21 protein-coding genes are annotated in these 21,656 nt (G+C 63.0%); 8 read left to right on the top strand and 13 right to left on the bottom strand.

Annotated features, from left to right (window positions below):
- Positions 1 to 53: 53 nt before the first annotated feature.
- The 10 genes from AC1RHV_RS12695 to AC1RHV_RS12650 form a co-directional block, all read right to left on the bottom strand.
- Positions 54 to 932 (bottom strand): ABC transporter permease, encoded by an 879-nt coding sequence (locus AC1RHV_RS12695; RefSeq protein WP_054455794.1) that lies wholly within the window; start codon positions 930 to 932, stop codon positions 54 to 56.
- Between the two features lie 11 nt (positions 933 to 943).
- Positions 944 to 1,789 carry an ABC transporter ATP-binding protein gene (locus AC1RHV_RS12690; RefSeq protein ID WP_054455795.1) on the bottom strand — a complete coding sequence of 282 codons (846 nt, stop codon included), beginning with the start codon at positions 1,787 to 1,789 and terminating at the stop codon, positions 944 to 946.
- 1 nt (position 1,790) lies between these two features.
- Positions 1,791 to 2,834, bottom strand: a complete 1,044-nt coding sequence (locus AC1RHV_RS12685; RefSeq protein ID WP_492300958.1) for an ABC transporter substrate-binding protein — start codon at positions 2,832 to 2,834, stop codon at positions 1,791 to 1,793.
- A 51-nt stretch (positions 2,835 to 2,885) separates the two neighbouring features.
- The gene (locus tag AC1RHV_RS12680) at positions 2,886 to 3,791 is read right to left on the bottom strand and encodes a TauD/TfdA dioxygenase family protein (protein WP_492300956.1); all 906 of its coding nucleotides are present in this window, start codon (positions 3,789 to 3,791) and stop codon (positions 2,886 to 2,888) included.
- Between the two features lie 325 nt (positions 3,792 to 4,116).
- Entirely contained in the window at positions 4,117 to 5,316 is a 1,200-nt protein-coding gene (locus AC1RHV_RS12675) for a M20 aminoacylase family protein (RefSeq protein WP_054455809.1), read from the bottom strand.
- Positions 5,317 to 5,344: 28 nt separating this feature from the next.
- Positions 5,345 to 6,361: an ABC transporter ATP-binding protein gene (locus AC1RHV_RS12670; protein ID WP_175160106.1), complete on the bottom strand. Its 1,017-nt coding sequence runs from the start codon at positions 6,359 to 6,361 to the stop codon at positions 5,345 to 5,347.
- Entirely contained in the window at positions 6,358 to 7,359 is a 1,002-nt protein-coding gene (locus tag AC1RHV_RS12665) for an ABC transporter ATP-binding protein (protein ID WP_119449775.1), read from the bottom strand. The genes AC1RHV_RS12670 and AC1RHV_RS12665 overlap by 4 nt, the downstream gene beginning before the upstream one ends.
- Before the next feature lie 11 nt (positions 7,360 to 7,370).
- Positions 7,371 to 8,291, bottom strand: a complete 921-nt coding sequence (locus AC1RHV_RS12660) for an ABC transporter permease (protein WP_054455815.1) — start codon at positions 8,289 to 8,291, stop codon at positions 7,371 to 7,373.
- Positions 8,288 to 9,262, bottom strand: a complete 975-nt coding sequence (locus AC1RHV_RS12655; protein ID WP_042795861.1) for an ABC transporter permease — start codon at positions 9,260 to 9,262, stop codon at positions 8,288 to 8,290. Before AC1RHV_RS12655 ends, AC1RHV_RS12660 begins: the two co-directional genes overlap by 4 nt.
- A 7-nt stretch (positions 9,263 to 9,269) precedes the next feature.
- Positions 9,270 to 10,856: an ABC transporter substrate-binding protein gene (locus tag AC1RHV_RS12650; protein ID WP_054455818.1), complete on the bottom strand. Its 1,587-nt coding sequence runs from the start codon at positions 10,854 to 10,856 to the stop codon at positions 9,270 to 9,272.
- Positions 10,857 to 10,971: 115 nt separating this feature from the next.
- Between AC1RHV_RS12650 and mnmE the strand changes: the two genes are divergently transcribed.
- The gene (mnmE, locus tag AC1RHV_RS12645; protein ID WP_119449773.1) at positions 10,972 to 12,324 is read left to right on the top strand and encodes a tRNA uridine-5-carboxymethylaminomethyl(34) synthesis GTPase MnmE; all 1,353 of its coding nucleotides are present in this window, start codon (positions 10,972 to 10,974) and stop codon (positions 12,322 to 12,324) included.
- 32 nt (positions 12,325 to 12,356) lie between these two features.
- Here the strand turns inward: mnmE and AC1RHV_RS12640 are convergent, their stop codons facing one another.
- On the bottom strand, positions 12,357 to 12,713 hold the full coding sequence (locus tag AC1RHV_RS12640; RefSeq protein WP_054455821.1) for a transcriptional regulator: 357 nt from the start codon (positions 12,711 to 12,713) through the stop codon (positions 12,357 to 12,359).
- Between the two features lie 42 nt (positions 12,714 to 12,755).
- On the opposite strand from AC1RHV_RS12640, the gene AC1RHV_RS12635 reads away from it, so the two are divergent.
- The gene (locus AC1RHV_RS12635; protein ID WP_054455823.1) at positions 12,756 to 13,313 is read left to right on the top strand and encodes a hypothetical protein; all 558 of its coding nucleotides are present in this window, start codon (positions 12,756 to 12,758) and stop codon (positions 13,311 to 13,313) included.
- Between the two features lie 25 nt (positions 13,314 to 13,338).
- On the opposite strand, the gene AC1RHV_RS12630 is transcribed toward AC1RHV_RS12635, so the two are convergent.
- The gene (locus tag AC1RHV_RS12630; protein WP_125470748.1) at positions 13,339 to 13,644 is read right to left on the bottom strand and encodes a hypothetical protein; all 306 of its coding nucleotides are present in this window, start codon (positions 13,642 to 13,644) and stop codon (positions 13,339 to 13,341) included.
- Between the two features lie 218 nt (positions 13,645 to 13,862).
- On the opposite strand from AC1RHV_RS12630, the gene AC1RHV_RS12625 reads away from it, so the two are divergent.
- Entirely contained in the window at positions 13,863 to 14,315 is a 453-nt protein-coding gene (locus tag AC1RHV_RS12625; RefSeq protein WP_054455825.1) for a GNAT family N-acetyltransferase, read from the top strand.
- 55 nt (positions 14,316 to 14,370) lie between these two features.
- On the opposite strand, the gene AC1RHV_RS12620 is transcribed toward AC1RHV_RS12625, so the two are convergent.
- Positions 14,371 to 15,738: a ClcB-like voltage-gated chloride channel protein gene (locus AC1RHV_RS12620; RefSeq protein WP_492300950.1), complete on the bottom strand. Its 1,368-nt coding sequence runs from the start codon at positions 15,736 to 15,738 to the stop codon at positions 14,371 to 14,373.
- 489 nt (positions 15,739 to 16,227) lie between these two features.
- Between AC1RHV_RS12620 and AC1RHV_RS12615 the strand changes: the two genes are divergently transcribed.
- The 5 genes from AC1RHV_RS12615 (at position 16,228) to AC1RHV_RS12595 (ending at position 21,568) form a co-directional block, all read left to right on the top strand.
- Positions 16,228 to 16,905, top strand: coding sequence for a response regulator (locus tag AC1RHV_RS12615; protein WP_054455828.1), 678 nt, complete (start codon positions 16,228 to 16,230; stop codon positions 16,903 to 16,905).
- A complete protein-coding gene (locus tag AC1RHV_RS12610; RefSeq protein WP_119449770.1) occupies positions 16,895 to 18,379 on the top strand; it encodes a sensor histidine kinase in 1,485 nt (494 codons plus the stop codon). The genes AC1RHV_RS12615 and AC1RHV_RS12610 overlap by 11 nt, the downstream gene beginning before the upstream one ends.
- Positions 18,380 to 18,499: 120 nt before the next feature.
- On the top strand, positions 18,500 to 19,498 hold the full coding sequence (locus AC1RHV_RS12605; RefSeq protein WP_492300948.1) for a Bug family tripartite tricarboxylate transporter substrate binding protein: 999 nt from the start codon (positions 18,500 to 18,502) through the stop codon (positions 19,496 to 19,498).
- 109 nt (positions 19,499 to 19,607) lie between these two features.
- Positions 19,608 to 20,045, top strand: coding sequence for a tripartite tricarboxylate transporter TctB family protein (locus tag AC1RHV_RS12600; RefSeq protein WP_119449769.1), 438 nt, complete (start codon positions 19,608 to 19,610; stop codon positions 20,043 to 20,045).
- A complete protein-coding gene (locus AC1RHV_RS12595; RefSeq protein WP_192493116.1) occupies positions 20,042 to 21,568 on the top strand; it encodes a tripartite tricarboxylate transporter permease in 1,527 nt (508 codons plus the stop codon). Before AC1RHV_RS12600 ends, AC1RHV_RS12595 begins: the two co-directional genes overlap by 4 nt.
- Positions 21,569 to 21,656: the final 88 nt, after the last annotated feature.

Genomic DNA, 21,656 nt, shown 5'->3' with positions numbered 1-21,656 from the left:
GGCCCCGAGGGGCCGCCTTTTTTTGGCTGCTGCGCGGCTCTGCGCCGAGACAATCAGCGCTGCATGCCCCAGCGCCTGACCGTGAAACGCTCCACGGTGTCGAACACCAGGTTTTCCACAAGCAGGCCGATGATCACCACCGCCGCCAACCCCGCGAACACGCGGTCTGTGTATAACTCGTTGCGGTTCTGAAAGATGTACCAGCCCAGGCCGCCCTTGCCGCTGGACGCGCCGAACACCAGTTCCGCAGCGATCAATGTGCGCCACGCAAAGGCCCAGCCTATCCTCAGCCCGGCCAGGATGGCGGGCAGGGCGGCAGGCACCAGAATCTGCAACACGTAGCGCAGACCGCTCAATCCATAGTTGCGGCCCGCCATGCGCAAGGTATCCGATACCCCCAGAAAACCCGCGTACATGTTCAGCGCCAGCGCCCACAACACCGAATGGATCAGAACGAACACCAGGCTGCCTTCGCCCAGGCCGAACCACAGCAGCGCCAGCGGCAGCAGCGCAATCGCCGGCAGGGGATTGAACATGGCCGTCAAGGTGGACAGCAGATCGCGACCGAAACGCGTCGACACCGCCAGCGTGGTCAGCACAAAGGCCAGCAGCACGCCCGCCGCATATCCCTGCGCCAGCACGCGCAACGATTGCCCGGCGCGTGCCAGCAGTTCGCCGCCTGCGATGCCCTGCACGAAGGCGACCGCCGTCTGCGATGCGCTGGGCAGCAGCAGATCATTGTCGGTGTAGCGCGCCGCCAGCTCCCAGATGCCGGCCAATAGCGCCAGGATCGCCAGCTTGCGCAGGCTGGCGTGCTGCCACAGGCGTTCATGCCAGGGCAGGGGCGCTTCGCCCGCTTGCGCGGGCAAGGGCGGCAGCTCGTACTCCACTTCGGGACGGATGGGCACGGCGCCTGCGTATGCGTTGTTCATGCGGAAGTCCTTCAGGCCGCGGCCCGTTCAGCGGCAAGCTCAGCGGACTTTTCCGCAGGCGCCACATCGAACAGCAGATCATGGACGCGCCTGGCCGCAGACTGGAACGCAGCCGAGCCCTGGCTATGCAGCCCGTAGGCATGGGCGTTCAGTTCCGCGCGCACGCGGCCCGGATGCGGCGACAGCAGCAGCACGCGGCTGCCCAGTACCAATGCCTCTTCGATGGAATGGGTGACGAACAGCAGCGTGAAACGCACGTCTTCCCACAGCGCCAGCAATTCTTCCTGCATGCGCCGCCGCGTCAACGCGTCCAGCGCCGCGAAGGGCTCGTCCATCAAAAGCACACGCGGCTGCATCGCCAGGGCGCGCGCAATGGCCACGCGCTGCTTCATGCCGCCGGACAACGTATGCGGATAGGCATCGGCGAACGCGGACAACCCCACCTTGTCCAGGTAGTGCATGGCGCGCTCGTCGGCCTCGCGACGGTTTAGTTTGCGTGAAGCCACCAGCGGAAACGCCACGTTCTGCCGCAACGTCTTCCATGGCGGCAGCTGGTCGAATTCCTGGAACACCACGATGCGGTCCGGCCCCGGGCCGCGCACGGCATTGCCATCGATGGCAATGCGGCCTTCGGTCGGTTCGATGAAGCCCGCAATTGCCTTAAGCAGCGTGGATTTGCCGCAACCGGACGCGCCCAGCAGGATGAAACGCTCTGCTTCGTGCACGTCGAAACTGACCTGATGCGTGGCGCGCACGCGCCTTTCGCGCGTCTTGTATTCGATCGACACCTTATCCACAGCCAGCAAAGGCGTGGCCTTTTCGGTGTTATCCACAGGGGAGGCAGCGCTCAATCCCATCTCAACTGCCTTGGGCCGTGACGGGGTCGTCAAAGAAATAATCGCGCCAACTGGCCGGCGCATTCTTGATCGCGCCCACCTTGTGCATGAACTCGGCCAGCGCATAGGTATTCTGCGGTTCCAGCTTGAACTGCACGTCGGGGTTCTTGATCACTTTGATCAGGAAATCGCGGTCCAGCTTTGCGCCGGTAACGCGCAGATAAGTATCCGCGGCCTTTTCCGGGTTGGCGCTGGCGAACTGCGCCGCTTCCTTCAGCGCGGCCTGGAATGCCTTGTAGGTCTTGGGATTTTCCTTGCGGAATTTCTCGGTCGCAAACAACACCGTGGACGAACTGGGCCCGCCCAGCACGTCATAGGAATTGAGCACGATGCGCGCCTTGGGATTCTCGGCCAGCTCCTGCTCCTGGAAGGGCGGGTTGCCGAAATGCCCCGTGATTTCCGTGCCGCCCGCGATGATGGCGGCGGCCGCGTCCGGATGCGGCAGGGCGACGGAAATCTTGTCCAGCTTGTTGAACTGCGCGTCGCCCCACAGTTTGGCCGACGCCAGCTGCAACACGCGGGACTGCACCGACACGCCCACCGCCGGCACCGCGATGCGGTCCTTGTCGGTAAAGTCCGCAATCGTCTTCACGTTGGGATTGTTGCTGACCAGGTAATAGGGAAAATTGCCCAGCGAAGCCACGCCCTTCACGTTCTGCTTGCCGCGCGTGCGGTCCCAGATCGTCAACAGCGGCCCCACGCCTGCCCCCGCGATATCCACAACCCCGGACAACAGCGCATCGTTCACGGCCGAACCGCCCGACAGCTTGGCCCACTCGACCGAGATATCCACACCATCGGCCTTGCCGTGCTTTTCGATCAGTTGCTGATCGCGCGCCACGTTCAACAGCAGATACACGATGCCGTACTGCTCGGCGATGCGGATGCGGCCCTCCGCCATGGCCGGCGTCGGCGAAGCCAGCGCCAGCACGGCAAGTATCAACGCCAGGCCCGCGCCGGTGGCGGCCTGAACCAAACGATCACGTACAGCGGAGGAAAAACCCATGGCGGACCCTGTGGATAAATGGTTTTGCGCGAAATTATGGGGAGCGCGACGTCAGAACGGCACGTCGCCTTCGATCGTCGTGCGGTACAGCTTGCGGCGCAGGTGATCCGGCGTACCGCCGGCCAGATGGATCAACGAGCGGTTGTCCCAGAACACCAGATCATGCGGCTGCCATTGGTGGCGGTAGATGTGTTCGGGCCGGATGCTGTGGACAAACAGTTCGTCCAGGATCTGGCGGCTCTCGTCTTCGGGCAGACCCTCGATGCGGGTGGTGAAGCCTTCGCTCACGAACAGCGCGCGGCGGCCCGTCTCCGGATGCGTGCGCACGACCGGATGCACCACTTCCTGCACCTGCGCCACCTGTTGCGCGCTGAGATTGGGACGCCACGAGCCTTCCTTCTGCAGCTGGCCGTACTTGGCCAGGTAGGAATGCACGGCGCGCTTGCCTTCGATGGCGTCTCGCAATGCGGCGGGCAGGGTGTCGTACGCCACGTGCATGTCGGCGAATAGCGTGTCGCCGCCTTGCGCGGGCAGCTCCTGCGCGTGCAGCAGCGACCCCAGGCTGGGCAATTCCTTGTACGAGATATCCGAATGCCAATACTTGCCGGCATCACCCAGCCCTATCGGCTTGCCGTCTTCAACGATGTTGGAAACGATGAGGATCTCGGGATGCCCGGCCAGATGGAACTGATGCAGCACGTGGATCATCAGACGGCCAAAGCGGCGGCTGAAATCGATGTGCTGCTGCGGCGTGATGCGCTGATCGCGGAACACCAGCAGGTGATGGTCCAGATGGGCGCGATGCACCTGCGCGAAATCGGCCGGGGTCAGCTCGCGCGACAGGTCGACGCCGATAATTTCGGCGCCGGTCACGGCTGCCAGCGGGCGGATCGAAAAGGCTTGCGCAGCGGGTTCGGCATACACCTCGGACCGGCGCAGCGCGTTGCTCTGGGACATGGATCGCTCCTTGCGCGAATGCCGGCCAGGCCGGCTCAGGAACGGTCCATTATGAAAACGCGCAACCCCTACGCAAACGAATTATTCGGCCTTTGTTCAAGCCTGCGCGTCATATAAGGGACGGCTAAGGTCGCATTCAACCCTGTGGATAAGTCTTGGGATAAGCCTGGTGGCAAGCCAGGGAAAAGCGGTGGATTGTCGGGGGATATCCCGGTGGATAGGCGGTGAATAGCAGGTGGACAGCCTGTGTACAACCTTGCCCCGCCATGAAAAAAGGCGCGGTCCGTAGGGAGCCCGCGCCTTTTAAATCAAAGACTTGCGTCGATCAGGACTTCGGCAGAAAAGCCTGAACCAGTTTTACCCAATATGTTGCACCCACCGGCAGCAAGGCGTCGTTGAAGTCGTAATTCGGGTTGTGCAACTGGCACGGACCCATGCCGTGATAGGTCTCCATGCGATGGTCGCCGTCGCCGTTGCCGAGGAACAGGTAGGTCCCAGGCACCGCTTCCAGGAAGAAGGAAAAGTCCTCCGCCCCCATGAAGGGCGGCATCTCGCGCTGCACGTTTTCAGCGCCGAACGCGTCTTCGGCGACTTGGGCGGCAAAGGCGGTTTCCTTTTCCCAATTCACCAGCGGGGGATATGCGCGCACGAAATCCAGTTCGCCCGTGCCGCCGTAGACCTGCGGCAAGGTGGTCGCGATGCGGCGCATGTCCGCCTCGATCTTGTCCAGGGTCTCCACCGAATAGGTGCGCACGGTGCCGCGCAGCACGGCTTCGCCGGGAATCACGTTGTAGGCGTCGCCCGCGTGGATCTGCGTGATCGAAAGCACGGCCTGCTCCAGCGGATTCTTGCTGCGCGAGATCACCGTCTGCAGGGCATGCACCATGTCGGCCGCGACAATGATGGGGTCCACCGATGCATGCGGCTGCGCCGCGTGGCCGCCCACGCCCTTGATGACGATGTCCCAGCGGTTGCTGGAGGCCATGGTCGGGCCCGCCCGAAAACCGAACTGGTTGACCGGCATGCCGGGCATGTTGTGAATGCCGAACACCGCGTCGCACGGGAATTTGTCGAACAGGCCGTCCTGCATCATGGCGCGCGCGCCGGCGTTGCCGCCTTCCTCGGCCGGCTGGAAGATGAACACCACCGTGCCATCGAAATCGCGGTGTGTGGACAAGTATTGCGCCGCCCCCAGCAGCATGGTCGTGTGTCCGTCGTGGCCGCAGCCATGCATGCGTCCGCTGATGGTGGACTTGTGCGCAAAGCGGTTGTGCTCGGGCATGGGCAGCGCGTCCATGTCGGCGCGCAAACCTATGGTTTTCTTGCCGTTGCCGCCACGCAAAATACCCACCACGCCGGTTTTCCCCAGCCCCGTGTGGACTTCCAGGCCCCAGCCGCGCAAACGCTCCGCGACCAGCGCGGACGTGCGCGTTTCCTGGAAAGCAAGTTCCGGATGGGCGTGGATATCCCGTCGCAGCGCGGTGAGGTCGCCGTGGGCGCGTTCGATTTCGTCTATGGTTTTCATGGCTGTGGATAAGGCGTAAGAGTTGAATTCACGTATCGTTCAGATGGCAGGCGCTGAACTGACCCGGGGCGACTTCACGCAGCAACGGCCGTTCTGCCTTGCAGCGCGGCATCGCATGCGGGCAACGCGGGTGGAAGGCGCAGCCCGTCGGCGGGTCCAGCGGCGACGGCAGTTCGCCCTTGATGGGCTGGTAGGTGCGCCGCCCCGGCTGCAGCGTCGGCAGTTCCTTCAGCAAGGCCTGCGTGTACGGATGGTTGGCCCGCTGAAAGACCGTGTCGGTAGGCGCCAGCTCCACCACGCGGCCCAGATACATGATGGCCACGCGGTCCGAGATGTGGCTGACTACGCTGAGGTTGTGGCTGATGAAAAGATAGGTCAGGTCCAAGTCCGCACGCAACCGTTCGAACAGATTAAGCACCTGGGCCTGGATCGACACGTCCAGCGCGGCGACCGCCTCGTCGCAAACTATGACCGAAGGCTTGAGCGCGAGCGCCCGCGCAATTCCTACGCGCTGCCTCTGGCCGCCAGAGAATTGATGGGGATAACGCTGTGCAAAAGCCGGATCCAGCCCCACCTGGCGCATCAGCCCGGCGACGTACTCGGCTTTGTCGCGCGCGCGGACCAGGCCGTGCGCCACGGGCGCCTCGCCGATGATCTCGCGCACGCGCATACGCGGGTTCAGCGAGGCATAGGGATCCTGGAAGATCATCTGCACGCCTAGCTCATAGGCACGCCGTTGCGGGCCCGCCATGGCCTTCACGGCGCGGCCCTTGTAGCTGACTTCGCCCGCCGTCGGCGGCAGGATGCCTGACACGATACGGCCCAGCGTGGACTTTCCACAGCCGGATTCGCCCACGATGCCTATCACTTCGCCCGGCCGCACATCCAGGTCCACACCCGCCACTGCATGCACGACCTGCGTCTTCAAACCGGCGCCCAGCAGGTTGGCGATTCGGCCGGCCAGGTCCACGGGCTGCACGAAGCGCAGCTCGACCTCGCGCAACGACAGGATAGGGACCGCGGGATCTCGTTCTGCGGCGTTCATTTGGTATCTGGCCCTCCGGCATGCCAGCAACGCACCCATTGCGCCGGGCGCACCTCCACGGGCTGCGGTTCGACCAGACAGGCGTCGGTGGCGCGCGGGCAGCGCCCACGGAACGCACAGCCTTGCGGCAGGTTGAGCAGCGACGGCGTCATGCCGGGAATCGGAACCAGCGGCCTGCCACGGGATTCGGGCGTGGGTATGGAAGCGATCAGGCCATGCGTGTAGGGATGCATGGGATGGCTGATGACCGCCTGCGTGGTGCCGGTTTCGACCACGCGCCCCGCATACATGACCGACACGCGGTCCGCCAGGCCCGCGACCACGGCAAGGTCGTGCGTGATCCAGATCAGCGCGGTGCCGGTTTCGCGGCACAGCTTCTGCACTTCGAACAGGATCTGTCCTTGTATGGTCACATCCAGCGCCGTGGTGGGCTCGTCGGCGATGATCAGGCGCGGCGAATTCAAGAGCGCAATCGCGATCGCCACGCGCTGCCGCATGCCGCCCGATAACTGGTGCGGATAGGTGCGCAGGCGCTCCTCGGGCGAAGGGATGCCCACCATGGCGAGCGTCTGCAAGGCGCGCTGGCGGGCTTGCTCGCGCGATACCTTGCTGTGCGCCTGCACCGCCTCGATCATCTGCGTATCGACGCGCAGTACCGGGTTCAGGGTCATCATGGGATCCTGGAAGATCATGGCGATCTCCTGGCCCCTGAGCTCGCGCCAGCGCGCGGGTGTCGCGTTGCGCAAGTCCTCGCCGTTCAAGCGCAAGGTGCCGTCGACGATGCGGCCCGGCTCATCCAGCAGCCCCATCAGCGAAAAGCCGGTGATGCTCTTGCCCGACCCCGATTCGCCCACCAGTCCCAGGATCTCGCCTTCGGCCAGCGTCAGGTCCACACCATCCACCGCCTTCACCACGCCATTGCGGGTGTAGAAGTGCGTCTTCAGGCCATGCACCTCGAGTATGGGCGTCGCCGGGGACTTTTCCACAGGTGTCTGCATTGCGCCCGTCCTCAATTCGCGTGGCGCGGGTTGAGCACATCGCGCAGGTGGTCGCCCACCAGATTGATGGCGATGATGGCCAGCGCCAGCGCAATGCCGGGGAAGAACGAAATCCAGTACTGACCGGACAGCAGATATTCGAAGCCGTTGTAGATCAGCATGCCCAGCGACGGCTCCGTCACCGGCACGCCCACGCCCAGAAACGACAGCGTGGCCTCCAGCGCAATCGCATGCGCCAGGTCGATGGTGGCGATCACGATCAGCGGCGGCATACAGTTGGGCAGCACGTGACGAAACAGCACGCGCCCCCACGACAGCGACATGCAGCGCGCCGCTTCCACGTATTCCTTGCCGCGCTCGACCAGCGCCGCGCCGCGCGCGGCGCGCGCGAAATACGCCCACTGCACCACGATCAGCGCGATGATCACCTTATCCACACCCTTGCCCAGAATCGCCAGCAACATCAGCGCAACCAGGATGGCGGGGAACGACAACTGGATATCCACAACCCGCATCAGCAAAGCGTCGATGCGGCCGCCGAAATAGGCTGCGATCAGGCCCACCGTGGCGCCGATGCCGAAGGCCGCCAGCACCGACACGCTGGCCACCAACAGGCTGGTGCGCATGCCGTAAAGGATGGCCGAGAACAGGTCGCGCGCCAGGCCGTCTGTGCCCAACCAATAACGCATGCTGCCGTCGCCGCTTTCGCTGCCCGGCTTGAGCTTGGAATCCATGATGTCCAGCGTCGCCAGATCATAGGGATTCTGCGGCGCGATCCAGGGCGCAAGCAGCGCGGCGCCCACGATCACGACCAGCATGATCAAACCCAGCGTGGCCAGCTTGCTGGCGAAGAAGTCCGACAGGAATCGGCGCCAGGGCGTCTGCTCCTTGGCCTGAACCGGGGGCGCGGCGGCGGTGGCGGGTGTGTTCATCGGCGGCTATCCAAGCGTACGCGGGGGTCCAGCACCGTGTAGATGATGTCCACCACCAGATTCAGCATGACCAGGAAGAACACGATCAAGAGCAGATACGCCACCACCACCGGACGGTCCAGGTTGATGATGGAATCGATCAGCAGCTTGCCCATGCCCGGCCAGGAAAACACGGTTTCCGTCACGACGGCGAAGGCCATCACCTGGCCGAACTCCAGGCCCGCCACCGTCACCACGGGAATCAGGATGTTCTTGAGCAGATGCACGCCCAGTACGCGCTTTTCAGACAGGCCCTTGGCGCGCGCGAACTTGATGTAGTCCATGGGCAGGGCTTCGCGCGTGGCGGCACGCGTCACGCGGATGATCATTGCGCATTTGGCGAAGGCGATCGTGGCCGCAGGCAGCGCCAGGCTCAGCCAGCCGTCGAAAGTCAGCACGCTCAACTGCAGCGATCCGATGCTGACGGTCTGGCCGCGCCCACCCGCCGGCACCCAGCCGAGTATCACGGCGAACACCATGATGAGCATCAGGCCAACCCAGAAGTTAGGCAGCGAGAAACCGAGCACCGAGCCCGTCATGATCGCGCGCGAGCCCACTGCCTTGGGCTTGAGGCCGGCCAGGATGCCCAACGGCACGCCGATCAGCACCGACAGCAGCATGGCCACACAAGCCAGTTCCACCGTGGCCGGCATGCGCTCCAGGATCAGCCTCATGGCCGGTTCGCCCGTCAGGAAGCTGTTGCCGAAATCACCGCGCACCGCCTGGCCCATGAAGATCAGGTACTGCCGCCACAGCGGCAGATCCAGGCCCAGCGATGCGCGCACCGCCGCGCGTTGCGCTTCGGTCGCTTCCGGGCTGGCCAGCATCGAGACCGGGTCGCCCACCATGTAGATGCCGGCAAAGACCAGCGCCGACATGACCAGCATGACGACGATGGTCTGCAGCAGCCTTCTTACGATTGTTGCAAGCACTAGCGCCTTACTTCTTCAGCGTTGCAAACTGCGCGAGCGTGACCTGGTCCGGGCGGCCCTGATAGCGGATGTCGCTCTTCATCGCCCATACCGACAACTCGAAGTGCACAGGCAGCATGGCGTAGTCATCCATGGCGATGTTGCTGGCCTTGGACAACAGATCCGCTCGCTTGGCGTCGTCCATGGTCGACGAAGCTTCCTTCACCAGCGCGTCCATCTTGGGATTGGAGTAGCGGCTGCGGTTGGTGGTGCCCAAACCTGCTTCGGGATTGCGCGTCACCAGCAGCGAGGTCAGCGCGTTGGACATTTCGCCGCTGGTCACGGACCAGCCCGCCAGATAGGCCGAGAACGCATAGCTGTCGCGGTTCTTGAAGAACACCGGGGGCGCCATCGCATCCACGCTGGTCTTCACGCCGATGCGGGTCCACATCGACGCGATCGCCTGCGCCACCTTCGAATCGTTGACATAGCGGCCCGACGGCGAGCCCAGCGTGATGGAAAAGCCGTTGGGATAACCAGCTTCCTTCAACAAGGCCTTGGCCTTTTCCACGTCGGCCTTGGGAGCCTTCGAATGCTCCTTGCTGGAACCGAACATGGGGTAGGGCAACAGATTTCCCGCGGGCAACGCCACCCCGCCCATCACGCGCTCGACCAGCGCATCGCGGTTGATGGCCAGCGACAGCGCTTCGCGCACGCGCTTGTCCTTCATGGGGTTCTTTTCGGTGCCTTGCACGCCCGGCGAGGGCTCGGCGAACTGGTCCAGCGCCACGTAGACGACACGCACCGACGGCGTTTCCTCTACATAGAGTTTCTTGTCGCCCTTGAGCTTGGGCAGGTCATCGGTTGGGGGATCCTCGATCATGTCGACGTCGCCGGCAAGCAGCGCGGCCACGCGCGCGGCCGCGTTGCTGATGGGACGGTAGACCACGCGATCCCATTCGGGCTTCTTGCCCCAATAGTTGTCGTTGCGCGCCAGCACGAATTCGGCGCCGCGCTTCCAGGACACGAACTTGTAGGGACCGGTGCCTATCAGGCCGTCGCCGCTATTGAGTTCCGTCGTCGTCTTGCCCTCGGCCGCGGGGCCCGACGCCGCTTTCTTGGACATGATGGGCAACTGCGCCAGGTTGACCAGCAGGTTCGGCGCCACGTCCTTGGTGGTGATGCGCACAGTGCTGGGATCGACCGCTTCGGTCTTCTCGACCGAACCCAGATACAGCGTGAACGGCGAGGGGCTGTTGGGCACCTTGGGGACGCGCGCATACGTAAAGACCACGTCTTCCGCGGTGAACGGCGTGCCGTCGGAGAACTTCACGTTAGGGCGCAGCTTGAAAGTCCACACCTTGCCGTCCACGGTCCAGGACTCGGCCAGCGCGGGCTGCGGCTTGAGCTGCGCGTCGGTGGCAACCAGGGTATCGAATATGGTCTGGGAGATCTGCGTATTGGGCGTGAGCGCGTGATACTGCGGATCCATCGACGAAGGTTCGGTCTTCAAGGCGATCACCAGATCGCGGGCCATAGCCGAACTGAAGGTGCCGAAGGCCAATATCACCGCGGCTGAGCCGCAGGCCAAGACACGCGAAAACCGAGATGCCATTGTGATCTCCCTGGATTGTTTCGGGTTTTGAACCTCCGGGCCACATTAACCAGCAAACAAGGGACGGCGCAACAGTTATATTCCCTTATTGTTCTCGCCTTGCCTTGCCCGAAATATGTCCGCCTACGCCCCCATCGCCGCCATCGCAACCGCCCCCGGAAGAGGCGGTATCGGCGTCGTCCGCGTCTCCGGCACGGACCTGTCCGAACTCGTGCGGCGCCTGTTCCAGCGCGAACTCACGCCGCGACATGCGCACTACCTGCCGTTCAAATCCGGCACGGGCGAATTGCTGGACGAAGGCATCGCCATCTATTTCCGCGCGCCGCATTCCTATACCGGCGAAGACGTGCTGGAACTGCAAGGGCATGGCGGCCCCGCCGTGCTGCGCCGCGTGCTGGAAAGCTGTCTGGCCGCCGGCCGCGATCTTGGCATCCGGCTGGCCGAGCCGGGCGAATTCACGCGCCGCGCCTTCCTCAACGACCGCATGGACCTGGCTCAGGCCGAAGCCGTAGCCGATTTGATCGAGGCCTCGTCGGTAGCGGCCGCGCGCGGCGCCATGGCGTCGCTCTCGGGCGATTTTTCCGCGCGCGTGAACGACCTGTCGGACCGCATCATCCATTTGCGCATGCTGGTCGAAGCGACGCTGGATTTCCCCGAAGAGGAAATCGACTTCCTCGAGAAGTATCAAGCCCGCCCGACCCTGGAAGCGTTGACCGCGGACCTCGCCAAACTGATCGCGCAAGCGCGCCAGGGCGTGATTCTGCGCGAAGGCCTGCACGTGGTGCTGGCCGGCCAGCCCAACGTCGGCAAGTCCAGCCTGCTCAATGCGCTGGCCGGCGACGACATCGCCATCGTCACCCCGATCGCGGGCACCACCCGCGACAAGGTAGTGCAGGAGATCCACATCGACGGCGTGCCGCTGCACATCGTCGACACCGCCGGGCTCAGGGAAACCGAGGACACGGTGGAAAGCATAGGCATTGCGCGCACCTGGCAGGAAATCGAGCGCGCCGACGTCATCCTGCATCTGCAGGATGCCACCCAGCCCGGCGACGAGCTGGACGCCCAGATCACCGCGCGCCTGCCGCCGCGCACGCCTGTGCTGAAGGTCTTCAACAAGGTGGATCTGTTGTCCACGCCTTTTGCCGCCGGTCCTCAGGAACTTGGAATCTCGGCCAAGCGCGGTGCGGGCCTGGACGAACTGCGTGCAGAGTTGCTGCGCATCGCAGGCTGGAATCCCGGCGGCGAATCCCCGTGGCTCGCGCGCGAGCGCCACCTGCATGCCTTGCAAGATGCGGCGGAACATCTGGAGTTGGCCGGCGCGCATGCGGAACAGGACGACCGCGTGCTGGACTTGTTTGCGGAAGAACTGCGGCTGGCACATGACAGCCTGTCCAGCATCACGGGCAAGTTCACCAGCGACGATCTGCTGGGCGAGATCTTCTCGAGCTTCTGTATCGGGAAATAAGCCTGCGCGGCGGCATGTTGCAGCGCTGCATCTCAGGGCTTGCGCGCCGCTTCCACCAGGCATTCCGACAAGCGGTCGAAATGCGACAACGCCGCCTGGCTGAGTTCGACCTGCTTGCGGCGCGCGTCCTCGGTATCGACGAGCAGCACCCAGCCTTTCTCGCGCATCGATTTCAAGCGCGCGTGCAAGGTCGCGGGTGACCCTATGCTATCCACCGCCATCACATCGCGCACCGACAAGCGGCGTTGTTCCTGCGACGCGCGCGCGATCAGCGTGAGTATGCGTTCTTCCAGGGGATCGAGCGACGGCAGCGCGGGCAGGCCGCGCAGCGCATCGGTCAGGCGCAGAAAGCGCATGTAGATGTCGGCGGGTCTCTTTTTTTCTTTCATGGATAATGGACGCGGCGACTGACAAGCGGCGGAATTCGAGGTATGGGGAACATTCTAGATCAGGGTAAGTGGGCTCTGGTGACGATGGCGCTGTTCCTGGGCAGTCTGGCCGTCAATGAATGGGTGTTCACCAATCTTGAGTTTGTGCGGGGCATCAATTGGATCTATCTGCCGGCGGGCGTGCGCCTGATATGCACCTTGCTGTTTGGCCTGCCTGCGGCGCTCGGGCTGCTGGCCGGATCGTGGATCGCCTGCTTCTGCTACTACTTTCCTGACGACATGCTCCGCTCCGTGGCGGGGGGCATCATGGCCGCTGCCGCTCCCTACCTGGCCTATCGCTGGGCCCGTTCGGCACTGCGATTGCAGCCCGACCTGGCCAACCTTACGGCCTGGCGTCTGCTGATCTGCGCCGTAGTCTATGCGGTAGTGAATACGACCATTCACCATCTCTGGTTCTTTCTCCAGGGAGAGAGAGCCGCGCTCGCCGACGGCTTCATCGCGATGCTGACCGGAGACATTACGGGATCCTTGTTCGTGTTGTACACGCTCAAGGTAATCAGCGCCTTGGGACGCGCGGTCCTGCGCCGGCGCGCTGCCTGACTGCCTGAAGGAACCTGCCTCGGGCTTAGCCCGTCACTGCGGCCGGGTCATCTTCGGACTCGCTGTCTTCCTGTATCGGCGCAAGCGCCGAGGCTGCTTCGGCCTTGCCCAATGCCCGTTCGGCACGCTCAGCCAGCAGGCGCATTTCCCGCGCTCTTTTTCCGTGCAGCACCCGGCCGAATGTATTGAGGTTGAGCGCCATGGTTCTCAACTCCGACAACTCACTCTCCGACAAGGCGATGCCGCTATCCCTGTGCTGCTCGACCCGGTCCAGCACGCCTGAACAAGCCTCGAAGAACTTTGCATAGTCGTTCCACAGGTTGTCGGACACGCTGTTCCCCGGGAAAGACGTATTAGGTGCCATCGACACTCCTTTGCGGAATCACTCTGCGACTTTCTGCGGTGATCGCACATCATCTTCGGGGTATACAAGCGAACTATTAGTTATAAATTTTATAACTAATTATAAAAATAATCCTGCGACGGTCCGGACGTCCTATATTTCCGGGAAATCCGCCCACGCCGGGCAGCGCTTCATCCGGACCTCGCATGCACCCTGACATACGCCTCGCCAGCCTCGACGATCTGCCTGACATCGAACGAATCGTCGCGCAAGCCTATGGCCACTATGTTGCGCGCATCGGCGCGACGCCCGGACCGATGCTTGATGATTACCGTGCCCGCGTCACGCAGGGCGTGGTCCATGTGCTGCGGGTGCGCGATACCGTGCAAGCTGTGCTGGTCCTGATTCCGGAAGCCGATTGCCTGCTGCTGGACAACATCGCGGTGGATCCGCAAGCGCAAGGAAAAGGCTATGGCCGCGACCTGATGCAGTTCGCGGAAACCGCGGCGCGCCAGGCCGGCTATGCCAGCATCCGGTTGTACACGCAGGAGAAAATGACCGAGAACATCGCGATCTACACGCGATACGGTTATGTGGAAACCCATCGCGCCGAGGAAATCGGTCTGAAGCGAGTTTTCATGAAAAAGCCCCTTATTTAAGGGTTATTTTCCTATTTCACCAATGCGAGTATTCACTCGTATTAGTGAAATACCGTCATTCCTCACGTTCCTTGACAACGACGCGCTGCGCGCGCCGATTGCTGGCCAACGATTTCGCATAGACCGAATCCGGCCTTATCCGATGCGCAATCACATAGCCTGTGATGCAGGCCAGCATGAGCGGCAGCATGACTTCGTAGCTGAGTGTCATCTCGAAAATCATCAGGATGGACATCAATGGCGCATAGGTGGTGGCGGCCAGCAACGCCCCCATGCCCACCACCGCATAGCTCGATACCGCCGACAGATCCCCAGCGGGGAACAGAGCCTGCAGGCCGGTCCCGTACAAGGCGCCCAGCGCCGCCCCCACGAATAACGTCGGCGTGAAAACGCCGCCTACCGCGCCCGATCCCACGCTGGCGGCGGTGGCCAGCGTTTTCAACAGCAGAATGGCGGCCACCGCCTGCCAGGCCCACTGCGTATGCAACATGCTGTTGACCACGCTGTAGCCATTGCCCCAGACCTCGGGATTCACGACTGACAAGGCGCCGACAATCAGGCCGCCCAAGGCCATGCGCACCCACAACGGCGCGGGTACGCGGCCGAACGCGGCGCGTGCAGTGTCCAGGAAGCGCAGGAATTGCGGCGCCGCCAGGCCGGCGATCACTCCCAATCCCAGATAGTTGATGACTTCCCACCCGGACACGAAAGTGAAGGGCGGCATATGAAAAACCGCGTCGTAATGCAGGATCTGGCGCGTCACAATGTTCGCAACGACCGACGATACGACCAGCGGCACCAGCGTGGCTGAAGCTATCGCGCCATAAACGATCTCGGAAATGAACAGGGCTCCGGCGATGGGCGCGTTGTAGGCGGAAGTAATCCCCGCCGTGGCGCCACAGGCGACCAGCAGACGCAGATGCCTGGGAGGCAGCACCAGATAGCGGCCGGTCAGGGATGACAACATCGCTGCCAACTGCACCATGGGACCTTCCCGGCCAATCGAGGCGCCGGAGCCGATGGAAAAAATCGACGACAGGCTGCGCGCGACGGTCTGGCGAAAGCCGATGACCCCGCGGCCGATGGAAATCGCCTCCATGTAGTCCGCCGCGCCGCGCTTGGGCAACCACCTGGCCGCCATTTGCAGGACCGCGCCCGCGATGGCGCCGCCTATGGCCGGCATCAGGAAGCGTTGCCAGGGACTCAGCCCGCGCGCCAAAGACACCATGCCGTGGGGAGTGTCCTCGCCGCCCAGCACGATTTGTGTCCAGGCCAGCATTTCGCGAAAGACCACGGTGGCCAGCGCCCCCAAGAGGCCCATCAGCGCCGCCGCGCAAAGCGTGGCCGGCAAATTGTCCGCCAACAAACGGCTTCTCAGCCAGATTGCCCAACCTGATTTCTTGATTCTGATTTCTGTCGCCATGGCGGAATTCTACGGCGGAACCTGCTCACTTTTTGTTCAGTTCCCAGTCAAGAATGGCTGCGCTCCTCCCCTCGAATGCCCCTTTCCGCGAACGTCCTGGAGGGCCTCTAAAGGCCCCTGGAAGGGCAAAAAAGCAGGGTGGCAACCGGACGTTTTTCGGGGTAAAAGTGCCGTTTTTGGAACCCGTCCGGCAGAAACGCCCTGTGGATAACTCCTAAGTAGACGCCTTGTGCACATTTTGTGGAGGCAAGTTGAACAAGCAGGGGTTTCGGACAGGGTCCAAAATCTTGTCCAACTTCAGCTTTTTTCCCACACAGAGTTCTTGCACAGCCAAAAACGGTCGCAAGCTGATGAAAAAAAAGAGGTTTTCAAGGTTAAGGTAGTTATCCACAGGCCTTATTAATCATTAGTCTTTATATAAAGAGAAATAAAGGAAAAGCCAAACATGCTCTCCCATTCCGCCCAGCCATCCCCCCCCGGACTCCGTCCATGCGCATCCTTCTGATAGAAGACGAAGCCGAACTTGCACGCTGGCTTTCAAGAAGCCTGGCCAGGCACGCTGGTTTCGTCGTTGAATGGGCTGATGACGGGCTGGTAGCCGAAAGAAGGCTGGCGATGGAAGAATTCGATGCCGTCATCCTCGATCTGGGACTGCCGGGCATGGATGGCCATGCTTTGCTCGCGAAGATTCGCGCGCGGGACGACCGTACGCCGGTGCTGGTCTTGACCGCGCGCGATTCGCTGGCCGAAAAAATCGGGACGCTCCACCAGGGAGCGGACGATTTCCTGCCGAAACCGTTTGTTGTGGAAGAGTTGGAAGCGCGGCTGATCGCGCTCATCCGTCGCAGCCGCGGGAGAGAGCACCCGCGGCTCACGCTGGGAAACCTGGCCTTCGAAACTTCCGCTCAAAAATTCACGGTCAACGGGCAGCCCTTGCAGTTATCCCCACGTGAACACTCGGTTCTGCGGGTACTGATCCAAAAAAGCGGCGAACCCATCAACAAGCAACAGATCCTGGATCGCATCCTGACGGACGATGCAGACATCAACCTGGAGGCCATCGAGGTCCTGGTGCACCGTTTGCGCAAAAAATTGGCGGATACCGGTGTGCAGATCGTGACCATGCGAGGCATGGGCTACTGCCTGGAGAACCTTGTTGACAACTAGAAGTGCGGAAAAAAAGGGGTTTTTCGCGGCAAAAAAACGTAATCGCACCCTGAAGAGCCAGCTCCTCTGGTGGCTGATCCCCACCCTGGTCTTCGTGATGATGGGCGCCTTGTGGCTGTCGAACCACCAGCTGCGCAACCAGGTCGACATTGCCTACGACCGTTCGCTCTCTGGGGCGCTGCGCGCGATCGACCACAACATATCCACAGCCAGCGGTGGATTAGCCATGGAGCAGCCATACCTGATGCTGGAATTTTTCGAGCTGACGGCCAATGGCAGCGTGTTCTACCGGGTTGCCACGGAGGACGGACTGGCCGAAATCGGCAGTCCGGGCCTGCCGATGCCTGCCGAGCCGCTGGTTTCGGGGGAACCGCGGTTTTTCTATGCCGACTACCAGGGCACGCCCGTGCGCGTTGCGGCGCTGGCGCGCCCCATGGATCCTCCGCTATACGCCAACAAAGGGGGACGGGTTATCGTGCAGGTGGCCGAAGGCCTGGATACCCGGCAGGCCTTCCTGCACCAAGTGCTGGTACGCTCGGTGGAACGGGACCTGGCCGTGATCCTGATCAGCGTCCTGGTGATCGTCCTGGGCGTTTTCATGGCCCTGCGTCCCCTGGCCAGGCTGCGTCAGGAGGTGGAAGGGCGTTCTGCGGACGATTTAAGCCCCGTGAGCGCGTCGGACATGCCAGGGGAGGTCCTACCCCTAGTCGCGGCCGTAAACCTCCACATGGCCCGTTTTGCGGCTCAGGCGAGGGTCCAGAGCCAGTTCCTGGATGACGCCTCGCACCAGTTGCGCACCCCTTTGTCGGTTTTGCGGACCCAGACGGCCTATGCCTTGCGTGAAACAGACCCCCAGGAGGTCCGTACAGCCCTTCTGGCGATGCAAGAGGGGTTGGACAGGGCGGTACGCACCACCAACCAAATGCTCGCGCTGGCGCGCGCTAAAGACGCCTCGCTGGCCGAGGGCGGTTTCAGCCCCGAGCCAGTGGATCTGGTGGAGCTGGCTGATGGGGTCATCCGCAGCCTGCTGCCGACCGCCCGAGCCCGCCAGCTCGACATAGGCCTGGAAGCCGAGATCCGCCCGGTGGTGGTCCAGGGGGCGGACTGGCTGCTGAGGGAGGCGGTCAGCAACCTGGTGGACAACGCCATCCGTTACACCTCGTCTGCGGGAGAAGTGACGGTAAGGGTCCAGATCGACACTGGCCAGGCCAGGCTGGTGGTCGAGGACAGCGGCCCGGGTATGTCGGCGGAGGACATTGCCCGCGCCTGCATCCGCTTTCGCCGGGGCGCCGCCGGCAAGAACAAGCCCGGGGCCGGGTTGGGGCTTGCCATTGTCGGGACGATTGCCGAAATCCTGGGGGCGCGGCTGGTCCTGGAGAATCGGGTGCCCTTGCCGGGCCTGAGAGCGGCATTGGTGTTTACCCTGGAACGCCCGGAAGATGCTGCGCCGCACCAGAAAAACGGCGGAATTTGAAAGCTTTTGGAAAGCTTCGTTTTTGTACGGTTGCGTCCACTGGGGCCGTTATTGCGGAAAGAACCGTCTGAGCAGAGCTTCCAGCCATACCTAGACCTATAAATCTCGGAGACGCAAAAAATGCAGACTAGTCTGAAACTGCGCCTGGCCGCCGTCGCGGCGCTGGGCACGATTACCTTGTCCCTTGGCGCCGCCCACGCGGCCGACGAGCCGCGCCGCCCGGAATGCATCGCGCCCGCCCAGCCTGGCGGCGGTTTCGACCTGACCTGCCGCCTGGCCACCGAAGGCTTGAAGCAAAGCGGCGCGCTCAAGAGCGCCATGCGCATCGTCTACATGCCTGGCGGCATCGGCGCAGTGGCCTACAACAACATCGTGGCCCAGCACCCGAACGAACCGGGCACCATCGTGGCGTTCTCGGGCGGTTCGCTCTTGAACCTGGCCCAGGGCAAGTTCGGCAAGTACAACGTCAACGACGTGCGCTGGCTGGCTGCCATCGGCACCGACTACGGCGTGGCCGTGGTTCGCAACGATTCCCCGTACAGCGACCTGAAGAGCCTGATGGACGCCTTCAAGCAGGATCCGACCAAGATCGTGCTGGGCGCCGGCGGCACCGTGGGTAGCCAGGACTGGATGAAGGCCGCGCTGACCGCCAAGGCGGCTGGCGTGGATTTCAAGAAGATGCGTTTCGTGGCATTTGAAGGTGGCGGCGAAGCCGTCACGGCCCTGCGCGGCGGCCACATCCAGGCCTACATGGGCGATGCGGCAGAAGCCTTCACCATGCTCGAAGGCGGCGCACCCATCCGTGTGCTGGCCGTGTTCAACGATCAGCGCCTGCCGGGCAAGCTGGGCACCGTACCTACCGCCAAGGAGCAGGGCTATGACATCGTCTGGCCGATCATCCGCGGCTTCTACGTCGGCCCGAAGGTGTCGGACAGCGACTACCAGTTTTGGGTCGACGCCTTCAACAAGACCGCGGCCTCGCCCGAGTTCGACAAGCTGCGCCAGCAGCAGGGCCTGTTCCCCTTCAACAAGACCGGTCCCGAGCTGGACGCCTACGTGAAGAACCAGGTCAAGGTCTACGGCGAACTGGCCGATTCGTTCGGCTTGGTCAAGAAGTAAGCCGCAAGGCTCCCCCTTATCGCGTTTTTCAGGATTCCCCGCCGCCGGCATTGCCGCGGCGGCAGGGGAGCGCTGCGCCGCGCGATGCGACTACAACGGAAAAGTGATCATGAACGATCGAATATTGGGCGTGGCGGCGCTAGCGCTGGCCGCCTTCATGACCGCGGCGGGTTGGGGAATCGAAGCCCCGTTCGCCTATGAGCCTGTGGGCCCGCGCGCCTTTCCCTTGCTGCTGGCCTTGATCATTGGCCTGTGCGGCCTGTGGCTGGTCTACAAGGGCGGTCATCAGGTCGAGGCCAATCCGCCCGGCGCCAATGCGCGCATCGCGCTGATGATGGCGTTTGTGGTGGCCTATGCCTTCCTGTTCCAGTGGCTGGGTTTCGTGATTGCGACAACCCTGATGACGATATTCGTCGGCCGCCTGTTCGGGGGCGGTTGGGTCAAGTGCGCCATCGGCGGCGCCATCATGAGCATTCTGTTTTTCTTGCTGTTCGACAAGGTGCTGGACGTGGTCCTGCCCACCGGTTTGTTGGAGACCCTGATATGAGCGGCATTCTTGATCACTTGGCGATAGGCTTTGGCGTCGCCTTTTCGCTGACCAACCTGCTGGTGGCCATGATCGGTTCGTTCATCGGGACCATGGTGGGCGTGTTGCCGGGCCTGGGACCGGTCAACGGCGTGGCGATGCTGATTCCGATCGCGTTCGCGATGAACCTGCCGCCCGAGACCGCGCTGATCCTGCTGGCTGCCGTGTACGTGGGCGCCGAATACGGCGGCCGCATTACCGCCATTCTGCTGAACGTGCCGGGCGAGGCCAGCGCCATCATGACGACGCTGGACGGTTATCCGCTGGCGCGGCAGGGCATGGCCAGCGTGGCGCTGTCGCTCTCCGCCTGGTCCGCGTTCTTCGGCGCCATCGTGTCGGTGGTGGGCATCATCCTGCTCGCGCCGTTGCTGGCGAAGTGGGCGTTGGCCTTCGGTCCCGCCGAGTATTTCGTGCTGATGATTTTCGCGTTCTGCTGCCTGACCAGCTTGCTGGGCAAGCAGCCCGTCAAAGGCGTGCTGGCAGCGATGATCGGCCTGTCGATTTCGGTGGTGGGCGTGGACGCGAATTCCGGCGTGTATCGCTACACCTTCGAGTCGGTGCATCTGGCCGACGGCATCGAATTCGTGGTGGTGGTGATTGCGCTGTTCGCGGTCAGCGAGATGCTGGAGATGCTGGAGAAAGTGGTGGCAGGGCATAGCGTCGAGGTCAAGCCCAGCGGCCGCAAACTTTTCAACTTGAAGGAAATGGCGCTTACCTGGTGGAGCGTGGTGCGCAGCTCGCTGGTGGGATTTGGCGTGGGCGTGTTGCCTGGCGCCGGCGCCAGCGTGGCCGCGGCCGTGGCGTACTCGCAGGAAAAGCGCATCATCGAAGCCAAGGATCCGGACGCGAAGTTCGGCAAGGGCGACATGCGCGGCCTGGTCGCGCCGGAAGCCGCCGCCACGGCGTCGGCCATCGGCTCGTTCGTGCCCATGCTGACGCTGGGCGTGCCCGGTTCGGGTACCACTGCCGTGATGATGGGCGCGCTGACGCTCTACAACATCACACCGGGTCCGGTGCTGTTCGACTCCAAGCCCGAACTGGTGTGGGGCTTGATCGCCTCACTGTTCGTGGCCAACGTTCTGCTGTTCGTCATGAACGTGCCGCTGGTGCGCTTCTTCGCCAAGGTGCTGTCGGTGCCGGGATGGCTGATGGTGCCGGGCATCCTGTGCATCAGCTACATCGGCGTCTACGCCATCAACGCGGGCACTTTCGATCTGCTGCTGGTGGCGGGCATAGGCGCGCTGGGCTACTTCCTGCGCAAGTTCGGCGTGCCGATGGCGCCGCTGGTGCTGGGCGTGGTGTTGGGCAACATGATGGAGCAGAACCTGCGCCGCGCGTTGTCGATCACTGATGGTGACGTCGGCGTGCTGTTCGCCAGCCCGGTGTCGATCTCGATGTGGGTGGGGGCGGCTGCGGTCGTAATCGTGCCGCAGATCATGCGCCGCATGCGCAAAGCGAAAAAGCTTGCCGCTGGTCCGGCCTGATTCCACGGCAGCGCGGCTGTTGTAAAGGGCAGCAGCCCCGCTGCAGACTCAGGGCCGGGAATTGCAAAGGGCGCCTTTTTTATGGGCG

Source organism: Achromobacter sp. GW823-FHT04E03 (genome assembly GCF_058796095.1).
This window is presented reverse-complemented; position numbering and strand designations above follow the sequence as displayed.